Origin of the sequence: Microbacterium sp. MM2322 (assembly GCF_964186585.1) — a bacterium.
GTDB lineage: Bacteria > Actinomycetota > Actinomycetes > Actinomycetales > Microbacteriaceae > Microbacterium.
The window spans coordinates 2,169,952-2,188,678 of sequence record NZ_OZ075067.1; the positions used below are offsets into that span (position 1 = coordinate 2,169,952).

An 18,727-nucleotide genomic window follows, 5' to 3' on the forward strand; every position below is an offset into this window, starting at 1 on the left:
TCACATCCGCTCGGGAGCGCTGACGCCGAGCAGGTCGAGGCCGTTGCGAAGGACCTGTCCGGTGGCGTCGTTCAGCCACAGGCGGGTGCGGTGCACATCCGAGACCTCTTCGTCGCCGAGCGGCGTGACCCGGCAGGAGTCGTACCAGCGGTGGTACAGGCTCGCGAGCTCCTCGAGGTAGCGGGCGATGCGGTGAGGCTCGCGGAGCTCAGCGGCGAAGGCCACGAGCCGCGGGAACTCCTGCAGGGCGCCGAGGAGAGCGGACTCCGTCTCGTGCGTCAGGAGCTCCGGAGCGAACGCATCGCGAGCGACGCCCGATTCGGCAGCGTTCCGGGCGACGTTGTGCGTGCGCGCGTGGGCGTACTGCACGTAGAACACGGGGTTGTCGTTCGTCCGCTTCTGCAGGATCTCGGGGTCGAGCGTGAGAGGCGAGTCGGCCGGGTAGCGTGCGAGCGAGTAGCGGAGGGCATCGGTGCCGAGCCATTCGCGCAGGTCGTCGAGCTCAATGATGTTGCCGGCCCGCTTCGACAGCCGCGCTCCGTTGATGGAGACGAGCTGGCCGATGAGCACCTCGATGTCCTTCTCGGGGTCGTCACCGGCCGCTCCCGCGAGCGCCTTCAGACGGTGGACGTAGCCGTGGTGGTCGGCGCCGAGCAGGTAGATCTTGTGCGCGAAGCCGCGGTCGCCCTTGTTCAGGTAGTACGCGGCGTCGGCGGCGAAGTAGGTGTACTCGCCGTTGGAGCGCCGGATGACGCGGTCCTTGTCGTCGCCGAAGTCGGTCGTCCGCACCCACACGGCGCCCTCGGCGTCGAAGACGTGACCCTGCGCACGCAAGCGATCGACGGCCTCGTCGACGAGGCTCGGGCCGCCGTCCGCGCTCTTCGCGTGGAGAGTCCGCTCGCTGAAGAAGACGTCGAAGTGGACGTTGAACTTCGCGAGGGATGCCTGGAGCTCCGCGAGCTGCAACTCGTAGGCCTTGTCGCGGGCCACGGCCACGCGCTCCTCCTCGGGGAGGTCGCCGATTCCGGGCTCAGCCTCGGCGACGCGCGTCGCGAGGTCGTCGATGTACGCCCCGGCATAGCCGTCCTCGGGGGCCGGCTCACCCTGGATACGGGCCAGCACGGACCGGCCGAAGCGCTCCATCTGCGCGCCGGCGTCGTTGATGTAGAACTCGCGGACGAGCGTCGCACCGCTCGCCAGCAGCAAGCGGGCGATCGCGTCGCCGAGCGCGGCCCAGCGGGTGTGACCAATGTGCATGGGGCCGGTCGGGTTGGCGCTGACGAACTCGAGGTTGATCGTGTTGCCCTCCTGAGTGCGCCCGTGGCCGAAGGCGGCGCCCGCCTCGACGATGGTCTTCGCGAGCGCGCCGGCAGCGGCGGCATCCAGTCGGATGTTGATGAACCCGGGACCGGCGACCTCGACGGAGGCGATGCCGTCGAGCGCGGCGAGGGCAGCGGCGACCTCCGCCGCGAACTCGCGCGGGTTCGCGCCGATCTGCTTCGACAGCTTCAGCGCCGCGTTGGACGCCCAGTCGCCGTGATCGCGGTTCTTCGGACGCTCGACGGGGAAGTCCGACACCGTGAGCGCGTCACCTGCGCCGGGTCGTCGTGCCTCGACGAGGGGGGTGACGACGGCGAGGAGGGCTGCGGCGAGGGCTTCGGGAGTCATAACCCGTCAAGTCTACGTTTCAGCCGATCCTCACGCCGACGGCAGGACCACCCAGACGCGGGCGCCACCCGACGGCGAGTCGTCGATGCCCATTCGGCCGCCGTGCGACTCGACGATGCGGCGGCACGTGGCGAGACCGATGCCGAAACCGGGGACCTCGACGTTGGATCCGCGCTCGAGGGGCTCGAGGACGAGGTCGCGCTCGTCGACCGGGACGCCCGGTCCGTTGTCGTCGACCGTGATCAGCACGCCCGCGACGACCGTCCCCACGGTGACGGCGATCTGCGGGGTGAGTTCACCGGCACCGGCGAACTTCACGGCGTTCCCGACGAGGTTCTGCACCAGGACGCCCAGGAGCGTCGGGTCGGCGGGCACGGACGCGGATGCCTCGACCGTGACCTCGGCGCCGTTGTCGTGCCCCCCGGTGCGCAGGTCGTCCATCGTCGCGGCGACCAGCGGGGCGATGTCGACAGCGCTGCGACGGATCGGGGCTCCCCCGACGCTGGCGTAGTCGAGCAGACGCGCGATCATGCCCGACATCCGGTCGGCGACGGACTCGGCGCGCGCCAGCGCGCGGGACGCAGCGGGAAGGCCGGCGACCTCGGGGACTTCGGACGCGAGTTCGATGTACCCCGTGAGAGCCGTGAGCGGGTTGCGGAGGTCGTGGGCGACCTGTGCGGCGAAGTTCTCTAGCTGCTCGTTCGATTCGCCGAGCTCGCGCGTCAGGCGTCGGAGCTCGAGCACGTCCACGATCTGATGGGCGATGAGGGCGAGGGCGGCGCTTTCGTCCTCGGGCAGGTCGCGCGGCTTGTCGTCGAAGATGCAGATCGTGCCGATGGGCACGCCAGACGGGGTGATGAGGGGACTCGACGCGTAGAAGCGGACGTGGGCGACTTCTCCCGTGACGAAGGGGTTCGTGGCGAAACGCTCGTCGAGGGCAGCATCGCTCACCACGGTGTGCCCGGGCTCACGGAACACCACGGCGCACATGGAGTCCTCGCGGCTGCACACCGCCGGCTCGATCCCGACGGCGGCGATCTGATGCTGGGAGCGGTCGTCGATGATGTTGATCACGGCGGTCGGGACACCGCAGATCGTCGCCGCCAACTGCACGAGACCCTGGAGATCGGGCTCCGGGGCTCCGCCGAGCACACCGTATTCCTCGATGATCGCGCGTCGTATCGCATCGTCAGCGGTCTTCACATTGTGCTCCCGGGTTGTAGGCATCACCCTAACCATCTCGCCGCTGCTGGGGGGATGGCGGTCACGCCAATGAGATGAGTTCGGTGCGGTCGTCGCGCAGCGGATCGGATGCCGCGGCCACCGCGTCGCCGTCCCCCTCGACGTGTGCGTCCACGATCATCCGCGGCAGGGCGAGGTTGGCGCCGTAATAGCTGAGGAACGCGCAGTCCGCGGCATCCCTTCCCGTCGCGATCCGAACGAGGCTCCGGCGGTTGGAGAGCCGGGTCGCATCGACGACCAGCCAGCGCCCGTCGATCCACGCCTCCGCGACGGCGTGGAAGTCCATCGGGACCAGCCCCGGCGCGTAGCACGCGACGTACCGGGCGGGCACGTCCATCGCCCGCAGCAGCGCGATGACGAGATGCGCGTAGTCCCGGCAGACTCCCTGACCCGTGGCGAGGGTCGTGACGGCGGAGTCGGTGCCGAGCGACAGACCGGGCGAGTAGGTGACGGTCTCGGCGACGTAGGCCTCCACCGCGGCGAGCAGATCGCTCCCCCGGAGGCCCCCGAACTGACGCCGCGCCTGTCCGAACACCGAGTCCGACGGTGCGTAGCGGCTCGGACGCAGATACACAGCGGTGTCGAGCTCCGACGCGGAACGGCGCTCGGCGCCGCCCTCGACACGGGCGTCGTAGCGCACTCGGACCGGTCCCGCGCCGACACGGATACGGTGCAGGCGGGTGCCGGCGGCATCCGTCATCACCGTCGGGACGAGGTCCTGACCGTTCCGCTCGAGCGTGAGCCGCTCGTGAGCGACGGGGACACCTGCGGCCACGGCGACCGAGAGGATGAGGTCGAGCTCACCTTCGACGTCGAGGTCGAGTTCCGCTCTGACGACACGCTGCACCGATCAATCCTCGCACGCGGAGCATATGTGTCGGCGAGGTGAACAGTGGCGTCGAGACAGCCTCGGATCGCTTAGCCTCGTCGCATGACCTCTGAACGACGCGCGCGCGGCTGGGGGCTCGGCGTCGTCGCCGCAGGGGTTGCCGCGATCGTTGCACTGGCCGCCTGGCAGCCATGGCAGAGCACGCCCACCGTCGCCGCCGCGACCTCCGTGGGCGCCGTGAGCGAGGTCGAGCCTCTCTCGATTCCCGCAGACGCCGACGTGCTCGTGTTCGGCGATTCGTGGACGTACGGAGCGGCAGCGACGATTCCGACCGAGGGATACGCGTACCGTCTGGGCGGGCTGAGCGGCTGGAACGTGACCGTCGACGGCGTTCGGGGATCGGGCTACATGAAGCCCGGTTTCGACGGGCCGGACTTCCGTCGCCGAGCGCAGACGCTCAACCCGGCCGCGGACTACGACCTGATCATCATCCAGGGCTCGATCAACGACCGTCAGCAGGGCGAACGCGGCTACCGCGAGGCGGTCGACGCTACGTGGGACACGTTCGCGCGGCTGTTCCCGAGCGCCCAGATCGTCATCTTCGGCCCGACCCCGCACGAGTTCCCGATCGACGAAGGAACGGCGCGCATCGACGCCGACCTCGATGCCGCAGCAGACGCGCGGAACTGGTGGTACATCTCGCCGCTCCAGGAGCAGTGGCTGACCCCCGCGAACTATCTCGAGATGATCGACACGGGCGCGGGGCGGAAGCATCCTTCCGATGAGGGTCACGCCTACCTCGCGAAGAAGCTGTTCACCGCCCTCACCGAGCGGAGTGCGACGACGGATGCCGGTGCCACCCGTGAGGATGCACCGGCCCCCGTCGGCCCCTGAGCGCGAGAAGGCTCAGGCGCGGATCGCGTCCGGGATCGCCTGATCTCCCGCGTTGAAGGAGATCGTGCGTCCGATCGTGGTCGGGTCCGCCACAGCCGCGGCGATCACGGCAGCGACGTCGGCACGAGACACCGACGTGCCCTTCTCGGCTTCCGCGTCGATCTTCCCGGTCGGCTCGTCGAGCGTCAGCGCGGAGGGCGCGAGGATCGTCCAGTCGAGGTCGGCCTCACGCAGGTGCTCGTCGGCAGCGGCCTTCGACTCGGCGTACGCGTAGAAACCGTCGGAGGGGTCCACGCCGTGGTCGGGGCCCGCGCCGAAGTACGAGACCATCAGGTAGCGCCGCGCCTCGGCGGCGACAGCCGCATCGATGGAGCGGATCGCGGCATCCCGGTCGACCGCGTATGTCCGCTCGGGTGAACCGCCTCCCGCACCCGCCGACCACACGACGGCGTCGCTGTCGGCCAAGAGCTCGGTGAGCGCATCGGTGTCGGATGCCGACACGTCCGCGACGAGCGGGGTCGCGCCGGTGCGAGCGACGTCGTCGCGGTGATCGGGATTGCGGATGACGGACGTCACCTCGTGTCCCGCCTCGACGAGCAAGGGGGCGAGGAGCAGGCCGACTTTTCCGTGTCCGCCGATGATCGTGATGTGTGCCATGGAGCGGCTCCTTTCGTCAAGGGCCGACGTTACGGGGGACAGCCCGCGATGGGCGTCCCCTTGCGCTTGTACTCTCGACGTGGAAGGCGGCACCGCCCGCGTTTCGCACCGCATCGACAAGGGGGATCAGACGTGAGCGACACGACGCCGGCCGGGTGGTACCCGGCACCGCACGCCGGAAACGAACTGCGCTACTGGGATGGTGCGGCGTGGCACGCGGCTCCCGCGTATCTTCCCGCCGATGCTGCTGCGCCGGCCGCCGGCATCCCCTCTCCTGCTCCCGCTGCCCCCGTGCTGCCGCCGTACGCCACGGCGACCCCGGGCACACCGCCTGTCTACCCGTCTTACCCCGCCTACGCGGGCTACCCGACCGGGCCGATGCCGCCGTCCCGACCGCAGGGGCTGGCGATCGCGGCCCTGTCGGTCGGGATCGCCGCTTTCGTCTTCGCGTGGATCCCGTTCCTCGGCTTCGTGGTCGCGCTCGTCGGCACCGTCCTCGGCATCATCGCTCTCGTCCGGCGCCAGCCGAAGGGGCTCGCACTGACCGGCACGATCCTCGCCGGAGTGGCCCTCGTGTGGGCTGCCATCGTCACGTTCTCGATCGCCGCACTGATCTGGTCCCCGTCGAGTTCGAACTACGGCGACGACGGCGACGCGGGGCCTCGACCCGAGGCATCCCCCTCCGCGCCGGCCATCGAGCCGTACGCCCCCGAGACCGGCCCCGGATCGATCAGCGACCCGCTGCCACTCCCCTACGTGTCCGGCACATCGACCTACGAGGAATACAGTGCCGATGTCCGCATCGTCGACGAGGACGCGACGGACGAGGTCCTCGCGTGGAACGAGTACAACGACGTCGGCACGGATGGACGTCGCTTCGTCCTCGTGGAGATGACCGTGACCGGTCTCGACCCGAATGGCGTCTCGGCGACCTTCCCGACGTACGACCTGTCGCTCGCAACGCCCGACGGGGCCGTGTACCAGAGCTCGTTCGTGGTCGCCGACGACGACACGACGCTCCTCCGCGATGCCGGGACGATCGCCGAGGGCGACACCGTGACCGGGCTCGTCGCCTATCTCGTCCCCGAGGATGCGACCGACCTGCTCCTCACGGATTACGAGAACTACTACTCGTTCTGACCTGGCAGCGCGATGACGCGGCCGTGATCCCACGGCTCGTTCCATCCGAGACGGGAGAAGAGGCCGTCGAGGATCATCGCCGTGAAGCCCCAGACGAGGCGTGGGCCACGGGCCGTAGGGATGAGGAAAGCGGGGCCGCGGAATTCGCCTCGTTCGCTCTGGAGCACGGTCATCCCTCGGTGCGCGGGATCGAGGAGGTCCGCCACGGGAGCGCGGAACACGTCTGCCGATTCGGCCTCGTCGACGACACGGACCGGCGACGGGCGCCGCCACCAGGCGAGCACAGGAGTCACGAGGTGGCGGGAGTGTTCGAGCGGGATCGGTTCGAGGGTGCCGAGCACGTCGACCCCGTCGACATCGAGGCCGGTCTCTTCCCACGCTTCCCGCAGGGATGCCGCGACGACATCGGCATCCTCCGGGTCGACGCGTCCGCCCGGGAAGGCGACCTGACCCGGGTGAGCGCGCAAGGTCTCCGCCCGCGACAGCAGCAGAACGTCGAGATCACGGGAGATGGCACCGGACGTGTGCTCGCGTTCGGCCAGCACGTCGTCGAGGACACCGAAGAGGATCAGGACCGCCGCCGGACGCGCTCCCGGCACCGAGGGCATCGCTCGCAGGGCCTCGAAACCCGGCTGCAGCGCGCCGCTCGCGACCGACTCGACGAGCTGGATCAGCTGCTCCCGCGCGGCGGCGGCGGGCGCAGGAGAGGTCATTGACTCAGGGTATGCGACGGGCTGCAGGTGGGCGCGGACGCCGGCGCACCGGTGATAGTCTCGATCGGTACGCCTCCGTAGCTCAGGGGATAGAGCGTTGGTTTCCGGTACCAGAAGTCGGGGGTTCGAATCCCTCCGGGGGCACACGGGAACGAAGGGGACTCGGCATCGCCGGGTCCCCTTCGTCGTTCCCGGCGAGCGTCAGTCGCTCTCGCCGGCATCCTCGTCGGGGTCGACCGGGTGGCCGAACGGCGGGATGCCGCCGGGTACGGCTCCGTCGTCGGTGGGGAGTTCGACATCCGGCCCCTCGTAGGCGTTCTCGTCCGTGCTGCGCTCTTCGACTGACATGTCGTCCTCCGTGATCGGTGCCTGCGTGATCGCGAGGCTAACGCGGTCTGCGGCAGGTCGCGCGGGCTTGACAGCTCGCGACGTCAGTCGGAGACGAGTTTCAACCCGACGATGCAGGCGACGAGCCCGAGGACGAGCAGGATCTTGATCAGCGAAACCGATTCGGCGCCGGTCACCATCGCCCAGATGACCGTCAGGGATGCTCCGATGCCGACCCACACGGCATAGCCGGTTCCCGTCGGGATCTCCCGCAGCGCGAAGGCGAGGCCGCCCATGCTGGCCACGAGCGCGACGCCGAAGATGACCGTGGGCCAGAGCTTCGTGAAGCCTTCGGAGCGGCCGAGTGCGGTGGCCCACACGGCTTCGAGCATCCCGGCGACGATGAGAACGATCCATGACAGCATGACTGACCTCCTGGCCAGTCTTGTCGCTCACCGGGTACTGAACCCTCGTCCGGGGACCCGGTCGGGGTCCACCGCGAGTCTATGCGTCATCGATGTGCGGGGGCGGGTGCGGCCGAGCCTCGCCAAGTGCGGACCACGTTCGCGGTGTGGTCGTCGAGGTGCGCGCGGAACCACGCGTCGAGGTCGAGTTGGCGGTACATCGCACGGAACGCGGACTCTGGGGTGTGCCCGAACCCGTCCAGGATCGTCAATCGCTCGTGGACATCGAAGGACCGGGAGTGGAGCTCGGCCATGGCGTCGGCGTTCTCGAACGACGCGAGGTAGTCCTGGGTGGCGGCATCCTCGGTGACGCCGATCGCCTTGAGCAGGACGGCTGCGACCAGGCCGGTGCGGTCCCACCCGGCGCCGCAGTGAAAGAGGACTGCACCGCGGGGAGCCTCGGCGATCGCCCCGAGGACACCGGCGAGTCGATGCGGCAGCTGCGCGAGGTGATCCGCGTAATAGAGCGGAGTCCCCCACTGGCCGTTGCGTTCCCGTGGCGCCCAGAAGTCGCGTTCATCCCCATCGAGATCGAGCTGACGGATCGCGATACCGGTGGGCACAGCGCCGGACCTCTCTTCGGGTCGGCGGAGATCGACGACCGTCGTCACTCCGTGACACCGCAGCTGATCCCATCCCGCTTCGGTGACCAGATCGAGCACTTCCGCCCGCACGAACACGCCGCTCGGAGTGCGTGAACCGTCGCGGCGATCGAGGCCGCCGAGCTCTCGGACGTTGGCGAGGCCCTCGATCTCGAGACGTGTCTGCATGCGCCGATCCTGCCATGCCGATCGAGCGCTTGCGCTGCCGCTCGCCTGTCGCGACGCGACGTCGGGTGCTGCGCTTTGCGACAGGGGAAGCAGAAGGCTGCGACGCGCGGAGCGCTCGCCTGTCGAGACGCGCCGTGGGGTGCTGCGCTTTGCGACAGGGGAAGGGGTAGGGGATGCCGGGGTCGAGGTCTCGGGCTTGGGGTCGGGGTCTCGGGTCTGGGGCCGGGGTCTCATCTCGCTCGCCTGCCGCAACACGCCGCGGGGCGCTGCAGTTTGCGACAGGGGAAGGGGCGACGGGGATGCCGGGGTGAGGTGTCGGAGGCGATGTCGGAACCCCCTCCTAGTCTGGGACTATGTCCGGGGATGAGGAGTTCGAGCGGTGGCCCACTGAGGTGCCCATCGACGTCCCGTCGACCCTCGACTGGGTGGTGATGTGCGCGGACATGGCGACCGTCCACGCGGCGCAACGCTACCGGTGCATCGTCGAGTTGTGGGACGACGCGATCGCGGAAGAGCACCGGAACGACCGCGACGCGGTACTCGTGGAACGGTCAGTACGCCTCGAAGTCGCGAGCGCACTGCGGATCACCGAGCACGCCGCGGGACGCTTGATGGGCCTCGGACGGGCGCTGGTGTACCGGTACCCGCAGGTGCTCGACTCGATGAGTCATGCGGGCATCACCGACACGCACGCGACGATCATCGTCGACGGACTCGACGAGCTCGAGGTCGTCCGGGGTGAGCTCGTCGGTGAGGTGCTGATGCTGGCGGAGGAGATGCCGACGGGACCGTTCCGACGTGCGGTGAAACGGATCGTGGATCGGGAACGAGAAGCGACCATTGCCGAGCGTCACGCGGATGCCGTGGCCCACCGCCACGTGCGCGTAGAGCCGGGCGTTGACGGGATGGCCTGGCTCACCGCACACCTCCCCGCCGTCGAAGCGCACGCGATCTACGGCAGGCTCAGCGCAATCGCGAAGACCCTCGACGATGACGAACGCACCCTCGACCAGAAACGCGCCGACGTGTTCGGGGACCTGCTCATCGATGGGGAAACCGCCTCCGTCCCCGACTCTGCACGCGGGATCCGCCCAACCGTCGCGATCACGGTCCCCGCGTTGACACTGCTCACCGGAGAAGGCCCGACCGCGCAGGTCGACGGCGTCGGCCCCATCCCGCTCGACCGGGCGCGGGAGTTGTGTGGTGCGGCATCCGGGTGGATGCGGGTTCTCACCCATCCCGACACCGGGGTCGTGCTCTCCGTGGGACGCGAGCAGTACCGACCACCCGCAGACCTCCGACGCCTCGTCGCCTGGCGCGCAGCACGCTGCATGGCACCCGGATGCGGGATCCCCGCCCACCGATGCGACATCGACCACACCGTCGACTGGCACCACGGCGGACACACCGACGCCAGCAACCTCGCCCCGCTCTGCCGAGGCCATCACACCGTCAAACACCACACTGATTGGCGCGTCAGAGCGAAACCCGGCGGAGCGCTCGAATGGACCTCACCCGCAGGCAGGGTCTACCTCGTGCAACCCGAACGCCGCATCCCGCAGTTCACCACCGACCCACCACCGTTCTGAGCAGACATCATCCCGAAGGATGACCCCCTCACACCTCAGGGCGGACGCGGAGGAGTTACCCCCGTTCGTAACGTCGGAGTATGGCTACCGCGACCCTCTCCACCACTTCACGACCCGGCGCCCGCGTGGGAACGACGACATCCGCTGCCGTGCTCTCGGTGCTCGGCACCATCGTCGCCATCGGGATCGCCGCGACGAGCCTTCTCATCGTTCCCGTCGCCCTGCTCGTCGCGTTCGGTCCGTCGCTCCTCGCGCGATTCTGATCACGCCTGCGAGGATGGCGGGGATGACCATCCTCCTGCGCCCGTGGCGCGTCGACGACGCGGACGACCTCAGCCGAGCGGCGCGAAGCGCCCCCGACCTCGCACCGCAGTTCGGGGGCACGGACCTGTCCGATCCGGATGCCGCGCGTGACTTCATCTCGCGGTTCCTCCGATTCGACGACAGCGCGAAGAACTGGGCCGTCGAGGTCCACGGGGAGGCCGTCGGCAACGCCGGCGCGACGGGCATCGAGTTCCGTCACCAGACCGCGTGGATGTCGTATTGGCTTGCGGCATCCGCCCGGGGGAAAGGAATCGCGGTCGCCGCGGTCGCGCGCATCAGCGAGTGGGCCTTCGCCTCCGGCCTCCATCGACTCGAACTGGGGCATCGCGTGAACAACCCGGCATCCTGCCGCGTCGCTCGCGCCGCCGGATTCCCGGCAGAGGGCGTCGAGCGCCAGAAGCTCCGCTACGGCGACACGCGATTCGACGTCGAAACCCACGCCCGGCTCGCCACCGATCCGTCGCCCTCCACACACGGAACTGCCGTCGCACTGCGGACGGATGTCCAGGTGCGACGGCAGGTCTGATCCGCGGACGCGGAGTCAGCCCCCCGAAGGGTTCTCGATGGGGGTGCCATCCTCGTCGGTCGTCACGGGCGGGTTCTCATCGGGCGACCCGCCCGATGCGGTGTCCGCCTCGGACTGCTCGTCCGGGACTCCCTGCGTGTTGTGCTCGTCCGAGCCGTTCGTGTCGCTCATCGCGGTCCTTCCGGTCGCTATCGGTCACGTGTCGGCGACGGTACGCATCTGCTCCGTGCGCGGAGAGGGCCTTGACAGACCCTCATCGCGCGGAGCCGGTTCAGAGCTCGACGGTGTCGTTCTTGCCCTCGTAGGCCTGGCCGGTGACCTTGGACTTCACGAGGCTGACGATCGAGGCGACGACACCGCCGGGGCTGCTCCAGTACTCCCCCGACACGGCGTCGACCTTGAGGAGGGTGATGTTCGGGTCCTCGGGGCCTTCGGGAAACCACGCCTCGACGCCCGGGGACCAGTATTCGCGCAACCGCGCCAGGTCGTCGACGATCTCTGCGCGCCCGGCGAGCGAGACCCACGCGTCGTTCGCGCTGAGCGCCACGCCCACCTGGGGGCGGGCACCGACGTGCGATGCCACGGACGAATCGCAGCCGACGATGAACCAGAGATCGCCGTCGAACTCCCTGTCCTGCACCGTGAGCGGCCGCGCGGTCAGCGCACCCTCGTCGTTTGTCGTGGTGACCATCGCGAAGCGGAACTTCGGCAGGAGGTCGATGAGTGTCGCGCGGGGATCGTTCTCGGTGGCCATGGGGCCCTCCTTCGTCGTGACCTCAGCGTCACACCCGCCGGCGGCACTGCACCGGGGCTTGACACGTCGCCCGAGGTGGCGTCAGGGGGCCGGGACGAGGAAGAGCCCGTCGAGGAGCCCCGGGTTGTGCGCGTGCACCAGCACGGCGAAGACGACGGCATCGAACAGCAGGTGCACCGTCACGACGTAGGCGAGCGACTTGGTCCGCAGGAAGATGACGGCTTGCAGCAGCGCGAACGGGATCGTAAGCGCCGGGCCCCATGCGCGGTAGCCGAGCTCCCAGAGGAACGACACGAACACGACGGCCTGCAGCACGTTTGCGGTTGCGTCGGCGAAGTGACGTCGCAGCAGGGCGAAACAGGTGCAGATGAAGAACAGCTCATCCCAGATGCCCACCGCGCCGACCCCGACGAAGAGCCGCGCGATCAGGTCCGGGGTGTCGACGACGGGCCAGTTCTCGTAGACACCGGAGGTGATGAAGTAGAACGGGAGCAACAGCCACCCGAGCACCAGGACGGCAACCAACCACGCCCACTGCCACCGCGTCCACCGCCCGCCACCGCGCCAGGGGAACCGGATCGCGTGGTCGCGGTACACGAACCGCGACACGAGGTACGGCACCAGCACCGCGCCGCCGAGGGCGAGGGTGAACCGGATCATGGCCGCGTTGTCGAGTTCGGCCTTCAACGGGATGACGCTGACGATCAGCATCCCGATCGCGATCAGCGACAGGTCGCGCGTGAGAGAGGGTCCGGATGCCGCGGCATCCCGCCCTTCGAGGGCGACGGCGAGCGCGAGGCCCGCCGCGAGCAACACCCACCCCAGCCACGGCGTCAGCAGCACGAAGAACGCCGGCGCCGCAAGGCACACCAGGAGCGCCGGGACGACGCGCACGCCGAGGACGGGACGCGTTTCTTCCGCGGCGCGGACCATCACGCCGTCCGGGGACGGCGGCGGTAGGTGAGATCGCGGATGTCCCGCCCTTTCGCGATGCCCTTGCGCTCGAACGCGGTCATGACGCGACCGTCGAATCTGTCCGCCCACTCCCCCTCGAACGCGGGCTCGAAGTCGGCGGCATCCGCCAGGACATCGCGCATCTGGCGGGCGTAGTCCTCCCAGTCGGTGGCGAGGCGCAGGACACCACCGTCGCGGAGCGCGCGGGCAGCGAGCTCCGGGAACCCGTCTGCGACGAGCCGACGCTTGTTGTGCTTGTTCTTGTGCCACGGATCGGGGAAGAAGATCCACACCTCGTCGACGGACGCCTCCGGCAGCAGGTGCTCGAGGACCTCGGGCGCGTTCGCCTCCACGAGCCGCAGGTTCCGCACTCCCGCGCGGTCCGCGTCGAGCATCGTGCGGGCGAGCCCCGCACGGAAGACCTCGACGGCGATGAAGTCCGTCTCCGGAGCGTGCGCTGCGGCGCGCACGATCGCGTGCCCCTGACCCGAGCCGATCTCGACGATGAGCGCCGATGCACGACCGAACTCGGCGACCGGGTCGATGGTCGAACCGGGACGGATGCTGGTGGCCGCGGCATCCCGCTCCACCTCGAGCAGGTAGGTACCCGAGTGATCCTCCCAGGCACGCTCCTGTCCGTCGCTCATGCGACCGCTCCGCCGGACGAACGAGACGGGCTTGTCACGGAAGCGCGGCGCCGACTCGGGCGCGTCGGGGTCGGGCATGCGACCAGGGTATCCCGCGGTATCCGGCGCCTCTGCGGGCCGTCCCTTGCGTCGCCCGCTCATGCGGTCACGAAATCGATGAGTTCCTCGACACGGCCGAGGAGGGCGGGGTCGAGGTCGCGGAAGGTCGTGACGGATCCGAGGATGCGCTGCCAGTTGTGGGCGATGTCAGTCTGGTCCTCAGCCGGCCAGCCGAGGGCCTGACTGACGCCCTTCTTCCACTCGATCCCGCGGGGAATCTCGGGCCAGGCGGCGATCCCGAGCGCGCGCGGCGTGACGCACTGCCAGACGTCGATGTAGGGGTGCCCGACGATCTTGAGGTGCGGTCCGTGCGGGCCGCGGAGGATCTGCTCGGCGATTCGCGTCTCCTTCGAGCCTGGCACGAGGTGGTCGACGAGCACCCCGTAGCGGCGCTCGGCGCTGGGCGGCTCGGCGCGGAGCAGGTCCTCGAGAAGGTCGACGCCCTGCAGGTATTCGACGACGACGCCTTCGATGCGGAGGTCGGCGCCCCACACCTTCTCGACCAGCTCGGCGTCGTGTCGACCTTCGACGAGGATGCGCGACGCCCGCGCGACGCGGGCTCGCGCCTGCGGATCGGCGAACGAGCCCGAGGCGGTACGCGTGCGACCCGCAGGGGCCGCGGCGCGGGGCGGCACGAGCTGCACGGGACGTCCGTCGACGAGGAACCCCCCGCCGATCGGGAACAGCCGGACCCGGCCGTGCCGGTCCTCGAGCTCGACGTGTCCCGCGGTCACGCCGGTCACCGCTCCGACGAAGTCGTCGCCGGCGAGCTCCACGACGAGGCCGCGTTCGGCGGGCACCGTGGCCACGGTGGGTCGCCCTTTGTCGCGCCAGCCTGAGGCGAGCACATCCATTCCGTACCGGTCGTCCATCGGCACCTCCCGAATCGGGAAGCCTAGGTGAGGAAGACAAAGGGAACGCACAGGCGCTCCGGCCGCAACCCGGTATCGAGACATACGGGCCGCGGCATAGACTCGCGGCAAGCGGTTTCGGCCGCACCGAGCGACTCCCGGAGGCCTCACCGATGCGATCCCGCCTGACATCCGTCGTGGCGGCGTCGGTCGCGATCGTCGCCGGTTCCCTCGCGCTGAGCGGACCGGCCTTCGCCACGGAACCGATCGCCCTCGGCGACACCCATGTGCTCGACGCGTCCGACGTTCTGAACGATGCGCAGGAATCCAGCCTCGACGCACGCCTCGACCGGCTGACCGAGGATTCCGGGGTGGACCTCTGGGTCGTCTACGTCGACGACTTCACCGACCCGAGCGGCGCGCAGCAGTGGGCGGAAGCGACCGCGGAGCGGAACAACCTCGGCCCCAACCAGTACCTCCTCGCCATCGCCACGGAAGGTCGCGCATACTACCTGTCGTCCGACTCCTCGGGTCCCATCGCCGACGGCACCATCACGTCGATCGAGCAGGAACGCGTCTTCCCCGCACTGTCCGACGGGGATTGGGAGGGAGCCGGTGTCGCCGCAGCCGACGGGCTCGCCGACGCGCGCGCAGGCGGCGGGGGCGGACTGGTCTGGGTCGTCGTCATCGTCGTCGCCGCTCTCGGCGCCCTCGTGGTGTGGGCGCTCGTCCGTCGGCGACGTCGCGCGGCGACCGGTGCGACATCCGGTCGGGTCGAGGTGCCCCTCGACGAACTGGAACGTGACGCCGGCGCCGCCCTCGTCCAGACCGACGACGCGATCACGACCAGCGCGCAGGAGCTCGGGTTCGCGAAAGCGGAGTTCGGGGATTCCGCCACCGTCGAGTTCGAACAGGCGATCACCGACGCGCGCACGTCACTGGAGCGCGCGTTCGCCCTGCAGCAGCAGATGGATGACGAGACGCCCGACTCCCCCGCGCAGCAGCGGGCCTGGTACGAGGAGATCCTCGAGCGGTGCCGCACGGCTGCGGCGACGCTGGAGGAGAAGGGCGACGCCTTCGACGCGCTCCGCGACCTCGCCAAGAACGCTCCGGAGGCGCTCGCCCGCGTCCAGCAACGCCGTGCCGACGTCGGCGCGCGCACGGACGCGCTCGATGCCCGCCTTGCGGAACTCCGTTCGGTGTACCGCCCCGACGCTCTCACCACCGTCGCCGACAACCCCGCGCAGGCGCGCGACCGACTGACCTTCGCCGATGCGCGGCTGGCAGAGGCCCAGGCCGAGGTCTCCGCCGGTGACGGCACGGGGGCGGCCGTCGGCATCCGTGCCGCAGAGCAGGCCGTCGAGCAGGCCGACCAGCTTCAGACGGCGGTCGAGAAGCTCGCCGCCGACCTCGCCAGCGCCGAGCGCGACGGCGCGGCGCTCGTCACCGAGCTCGAGGCGGACCTCGCCGCCGCGGCCGCGACTCCCGACCCCGACTCCCGCCTGGCACCGGTGATCGCCTCCACGCGTCAGAACCTCGACGCGGCCCGCGACGTCCTCACCGGGAGCGCCCGCGACCCCTTGTCAGCCGTCAACCTGCTGCAGGGCGCGAACACCGCGATCGACGGAGCGCTCGGCGAGATCCGCGACGCGCAGCTGCGCGCCGACCGCGCGGAGCGCGTCCTCGCCCAGGCCCTTCTGCAGGCCAAGGCGCAGGTGTCGGCCGCCGAGGGCTTCATCAGCGCACGCCGGGGGGCCGTCGGAGCCACCGCTCGCACCCGCCTCGCCGAAGCCGGTGCGACGCTCGTCCAGGCGACCCAGCTGCAGCAGACCGACCCCGAGCAGGCGCTCTCGCTCGCGCAACGCGCCGCCGCGCTCGCGGGCGAGGCGACGCAACGCGCGCAGAGCGACGTCGGATCGTTCGCCGGCGGCGGAAACGCTGGCGGCGGGGGCGACTTCGGCGGCATGCTGGGCGGCATCATCCTCGGCTCGCTCCTCGGCGGCGGCGGCGGATCGCGACGTTCCTCCGGCGGCTTCGGCGGTGGCTTCGGCGGCGGATCCTCACGCGGCGGACGCAGCGGCGGCTCGATCCGACGCAGCAGCGGCGGCGGGTCCCGCTCCCGGCGAGGAGGCGGTCGCTTCTGATCTTCCGACGCCGCACCCCGCAGACCTCGACCCTCCGTTCGACACCACGACCTCCCGCTAGGAAAGGAAACACGATGGCAAAGCAGTCCATCTTCGGCCGCATCTCCACCCTGATGAAGGCGAACATCAACGCGCTCCTCGACTCCGCCGAGGACCCGCAGAAGATGCTCGACCAGCTCGTGCGCGATTACACGAACAACATCGCGGATGCCGAGACGGCGATCGCCGAGACGATCGGCAACCTGCGTCTGCTCGAGCGCGACCACGACGAGGATGTGAAGGCCGCCGCCGAGTGGGGCAACAAGGCCATCGCCGCCAGCCGCAAGGCCGACGAGCTGCGCTCCGCCGGGAACACGACGGATGCCGACAAGTTCGACAACCTCGCGAAGATCGCCCTGCAGCGCCAGATCAGCGAAGAGAACGAGGCACGTGCCATCGCTCCCTCGATCGCCTCGCAGACCGAGGTCGTCGACAAGCTGAAGGACGGCCTCAACGGCATGAAGCAGAAGCTCGACCAGCTTCGCTCGAAGCGTTCCGAGCTGCTCGCCCGCGCCAAGACGGCCGAGGCCCAGAACAAGGTCCACGACGCCGTCAAGTCGATCGACGTCCTCGACCCGACGAGCGAGCTCGGCCGCTTCGAGGACAAGGTCCGCCGCCAGGAGGCTCTCGCCACCGGCAAGGCGGAGATCGCCGCTTCGACGATCGACGCGCAGTTCAACCAGCTCGAGGACCTCGGCGAGCTGACCGAGGTCGAGGCGCGCCTGGCCGCGCTGAAGACCGGCGGCAACGCCGGCGCGATCGAGCAGTAAGCAGCATCACGCGTGACGCCGGCGCCGGGCCCCCGCGGGTCCGGCGCCGCCGTTCTCCCCGGAGGTAGCAATGACCCGATTCGTCGTCGTCCCGCAGTGGCAGGGGTCACCGTCCGCCCGCGCGATGCGCCTCATCGACGGCGCGGAGGCGATCGCCGAAGACCTGCCGCGCTCGGCGCTCACCCGCGTCGACGTCCCCGCCGAGGCGGGCGAGGCGGTGGGTACGGGCATCCGTCGCTTCAGCACGCTCAGCCGCGTGCGCGATGAGATCGCCGAGGTTCTCGCGGGCGAGAATGAGCCCGCCGTGGTGATCGGCGGGGATTGCGCTGTGGCGGTGCCGGCGATCGCGGCGGCGGCGAAGCGGCATCCGTCTCTCGCGATCGTCTGGTTCGACGCGCACGGCGACCTGCACACGCCCGAGACCTCGGCGTCGGGGGCGCTGGCGGGGATGGCCCTCCGCGCGGCGATCGAGGCCGGCGCCTTCATGCCGACGCCACCGGCCACCGCCGCACGCACGATCCTGGTCGGTGCCCGCGCGCTCGACGACGCCGAGGCCGAGGCCCTCGACGGCTCGGGGATCACCCGGATCGCCGCTGACGAACTCGGCGACTCGGCGGCTCTCGCCGACGCCGTCGCCGCCACCGGGGCAGACGCCGTCTACGTGCACATAGACCTCGACGTCCTCGACCCGGCCAGCGTCGTCGGCGTCCTCGAGCCGGTGCCGTTCGGGGCCGACCCCGCCCACGTCATCGCCTCACTCGCGGTCCTGCGGGAACGGATGCCGCTGGTCGGCGCCTCGCTCTCCGGCTTCGCCCCCGCGACGCGGGACGCCGCGGTCGAGGACCTCGGCACGATCCTGCGCCTGCTGGGAGCCCTCGCGTGAGCCCGCTCCCCCCGCCCGGGTGGGAGGAGCGCGCGGCGCGCGCCGTCGATCGGGGCCGCCGATTCGACCGCTGGATCCCCGGCATCCTGCTCGACTCCCCGCTCAGCCGCCTCGGATACCTCGCGGGAACGACCTTCGGATTCGTGTGGGGTTCGCTCTGGTCGACGGGCCGGGTCGAACGCCGCGCGGGCCTGTGGGTCTTCCGCGGGATGCCGGGGGCCACCTTCGGGCGAGGGGGCGTCTGCGTCGGCGGCTGCTTCCTCACCGGTGACGGCGAGATCGACGACCGTCTGCTGGCCCACGAGGCCACGCACCAGGTGCAATGGCGGCGGTACGGCATGCTGATGCCGCTCCTCTACCTGCTCGCCGGTCGAAACCCCCTCACCAACCGGTTCGAGATCGAGGCCGGTCTGGCGGACGGCCGCTACATCCCGCGCAGCTGA

Annotated in this window: 22 protein-coding genes, 1 tRNA gene and 1 riboswitch; of the genes, 10 read left to right on the plus strand and 13 right to left on the minus strand. The window is 70.0% G+C overall.

Features of this window, described 5'->3' with window-relative positions:
* The 3 genes from argS to ABQ271_RS10660 all read right to left on the minus strand — a co-directional run bounded on the left by argS (window position 1) and on the right by ABQ271_RS10660 (window position 3,757).
* Window positions 1-1,668: an arginine--tRNA ligase gene (gene argS, locus ABQ271_RS10650; RefSeq protein ID WP_349308736.1), complete on the minus strand. Its 1,668-nt coding sequence runs from the start codon at window positions 1,666-1,668 to the stop codon at window positions 1-3.
* Between the two features lie 30 nt (window positions 1,669-1,698).
* The gene (locus ABQ271_RS10655) at window positions 1,699-2,871 is read right to left on the minus strand and encodes a GAF domain-containing sensor histidine kinase (protein WP_349308737.1); all 1,173 of its coding nucleotides are present in this window, start codon (window positions 2,869-2,871) and stop codon (window positions 1,699-1,701) included.
* Between the two features lie 61 nt (window positions 2,872-2,932).
* Complete coding sequence (locus ABQ271_RS10660) at window positions 2,933-3,757, minus strand: transglutaminase-like domain-containing protein (protein WP_349308738.1); 825 nt, start codon at window positions 3,755-3,757, stop codon at window positions 2,933-2,935.
* 84 nt (window positions 3,758-3,841) lie between these two features.
* Between ABQ271_RS10660 and ABQ271_RS10665 the strand changes: the two genes are divergently transcribed.
* Window positions 3,842-4,633, plus strand: a complete 792-nt coding sequence (locus ABQ271_RS10665) for an SGNH/GDSL hydrolase family protein (protein WP_349308739.1) — start codon at window positions 3,842-3,844, stop codon at window positions 4,631-4,633.
* 12 nt (window positions 4,634-4,645) lie between these two features.
* On the opposite strand, the gene ABQ271_RS10670 is transcribed toward ABQ271_RS10665, so the two are convergent.
* A complete protein-coding gene (locus ABQ271_RS10670) occupies window positions 4,646-5,290 on the minus strand; it encodes an SDR family oxidoreductase (RefSeq protein WP_349308740.1) in 645 nt (214 codons plus the stop codon).
* A gap of 132 nt (window positions 5,291-5,422) precedes the next feature.
* Between ABQ271_RS10670 and ABQ271_RS10675 the strand changes: the two genes are divergently transcribed.
* Entirely contained in the window at window positions 5,423-6,430 is a 1,008-nt protein-coding gene (locus ABQ271_RS10675; RefSeq protein ID WP_349308741.1) for a DUF2510 domain-containing protein, read from the plus strand.
* Here the strand turns inward: ABQ271_RS10675 and ABQ271_RS10680 are convergent.
* A complete protein-coding gene (locus ABQ271_RS10680; protein ID WP_349308742.1) occupies window positions 6,418-7,143 on the minus strand; it encodes a CoA pyrophosphatase in 726 nt (241 codons plus the stop codon). The two genes, ABQ271_RS10675 and ABQ271_RS10680, sit on opposite strands and share 13 nt — an antisense overlap.
* A 71-nt stretch (window positions 7,144-7,214) precedes the next feature.
* Here ABQ271_RS10680 and ABQ271_RS10685 point away from each other — a divergent pair.
* Window positions 7,215-7,287: transfer RNA gene (locus tag ABQ271_RS10685), tRNA-Arg, on the plus strand.
* A 57-nt stretch (window positions 7,288-7,344) separates the two neighbouring features.
* On the opposite strand, the gene ABQ271_RS10690 is transcribed toward ABQ271_RS10685, so the two are convergent.
* The 3 genes from ABQ271_RS10690 to ABQ271_RS10700 form a co-directional block, all read right to left on the minus strand.
* On the minus strand, window positions 7,345-7,491 hold the full coding sequence (locus ABQ271_RS10690; protein WP_349308743.1) for a hypothetical protein: 147 nt from the start codon (window positions 7,489-7,491) through the stop codon (window positions 7,345-7,347).
* 83 nt (window positions 7,492-7,574) lie between these two features.
* Window positions 7,575-7,892, minus strand: coding sequence for a multidrug efflux SMR transporter (locus ABQ271_RS10695; protein ID WP_349310892.1), 318 nt, complete (start codon window positions 7,890-7,892; stop codon window positions 7,575-7,577).
* A gap of 12 nt (window positions 7,893-7,904) precedes the next feature.
* Window positions 7,905-7,969, minus strand: a riboswitch (guanidine-III (ykkC-III) riboswitch).
* A gap of 12 nt (window positions 7,970-7,981) precedes the next feature.
* Complete coding sequence (locus ABQ271_RS10700) at window positions 7,982-8,704, minus strand: tyrosine-protein phosphatase (RefSeq protein WP_349308744.1); 723 nt, start codon at window positions 8,702-8,704, stop codon at window positions 7,982-7,984.
* Window positions 8,705-9,057: 353 nt separating this feature from the next.
* Between ABQ271_RS10700 and ABQ271_RS10705 the strand changes: the two genes are divergently transcribed.
* The 3 genes from ABQ271_RS10705 to ABQ271_RS10715 all read left to right on the plus strand — a co-directional run bounded on the left by ABQ271_RS10705 (window position 9,058) and on the right by ABQ271_RS10715 (window position 11,143).
* Window positions 9,058-10,293, plus strand: coding sequence for a DUF222 domain-containing protein (locus ABQ271_RS10705; protein ID WP_349308745.1), 1,236 nt, complete (start codon window positions 9,058-9,060; stop codon window positions 10,291-10,293).
* Window positions 10,294-10,373: 80 nt separating this feature from the next.
* Complete coding sequence (locus ABQ271_RS10710; RefSeq protein WP_349308746.1) at window positions 10,374-10,556, plus strand: hypothetical protein; 183 nt, start codon at window positions 10,374-10,376, stop codon at window positions 10,554-10,556.
* Window positions 10,557-10,579: 23 nt separating this feature from the next.
* Complete coding sequence (locus tag ABQ271_RS10715) at window positions 10,580-11,143, plus strand: GNAT family N-acetyltransferase (protein ID WP_349308747.1); 564 nt, start codon at window positions 10,580-10,582, stop codon at window positions 11,141-11,143.
* 15 nt (window positions 11,144-11,158) lie between these two features.
* Here ABQ271_RS10715 and ABQ271_RS10720 read toward each other — a convergent pair whose 3' ends face one another.
* From ABQ271_RS10720 to ABQ271_RS10740, 5 genes are all read right to left on the minus strand, one after another.
* Window positions 11,159-11,314: a hypothetical protein gene (locus tag ABQ271_RS10720; RefSeq protein WP_349308748.1), complete on the minus strand. Its 156-nt coding sequence runs from the start codon at window positions 11,312-11,314 to the stop codon at window positions 11,159-11,161.
* A gap of 100 nt (window positions 11,315-11,414) precedes the next feature.
* On the minus strand, window positions 11,415-11,897 hold the full coding sequence (locus tag ABQ271_RS10725; protein ID WP_349308749.1) for a pyridoxamine 5'-phosphate oxidase family protein: 483 nt from the start codon (window positions 11,895-11,897) through the stop codon (window positions 11,415-11,417).
* 81 nt (window positions 11,898-11,978) lie between these two features.
* On the minus strand, window positions 11,979-12,830 hold the full coding sequence (locus tag ABQ271_RS10730) for a CPBP family intramembrane glutamic endopeptidase (protein WP_349308750.1): 852 nt from the start codon (window positions 12,828-12,830) through the stop codon (window positions 11,979-11,981).
* A complete protein-coding gene (gene trmB / locus ABQ271_RS10735) occupies window positions 12,830-13,576 on the minus strand; it encodes a tRNA (guanosine(46)-N7)-methyltransferase TrmB (protein ID WP_349308751.1) in 747 nt (248 codons plus the stop codon). Before trmB ends, ABQ271_RS10730 begins: the two co-directional genes overlap by 1 nt.
* Before the next feature lie 59 nt (window positions 13,577-13,635).
* Entirely contained in the window at window positions 13,636-14,469 is an 834-nt protein-coding gene (locus ABQ271_RS10740; protein ID WP_349308752.1) for a DUF3097 family protein, read from the minus strand.
* A 152-nt stretch (window positions 14,470-14,621) separates the two neighbouring features.
* On the opposite strand from ABQ271_RS10740, the gene ABQ271_RS10745 reads away from it, so the two are divergent.
* From ABQ271_RS10745 to ABQ271_RS10760, 4 genes are all read left to right on the plus strand, one after another.
* A complete protein-coding gene (locus tag ABQ271_RS10745; protein ID WP_349308753.1) occupies window positions 14,622-16,592 on the plus strand; it encodes a TPM domain-containing protein in 1,971 nt (656 codons plus the stop codon).
* A 74-nt stretch (window positions 16,593-16,666) separates the two neighbouring features.
* Window positions 16,667-17,401, plus strand: coding sequence for a PspA/IM30 family protein (locus ABQ271_RS10750; RefSeq protein WP_349308754.1), 735 nt, complete (start codon window positions 16,667-16,669; stop codon window positions 17,399-17,401).
* Between the two features lie 70 nt (window positions 17,402-17,471).
* Window positions 17,472-18,284: an arginase family protein gene (locus ABQ271_RS10755; protein WP_349308755.1), complete on the plus strand. Its 813-nt coding sequence runs from the start codon at window positions 17,472-17,474 to the stop codon at window positions 18,282-18,284.
* On the plus strand, window positions 18,281-18,727 hold the full coding sequence (locus ABQ271_RS10760) for a Fe-S oxidoreductase (RefSeq protein ID WP_349308756.1): 447 nt from the start codon (window positions 18,281-18,283) through the stop codon (window positions 18,725-18,727). Before ABQ271_RS10755 ends, ABQ271_RS10760 begins: the two co-directional genes overlap by 4 nt.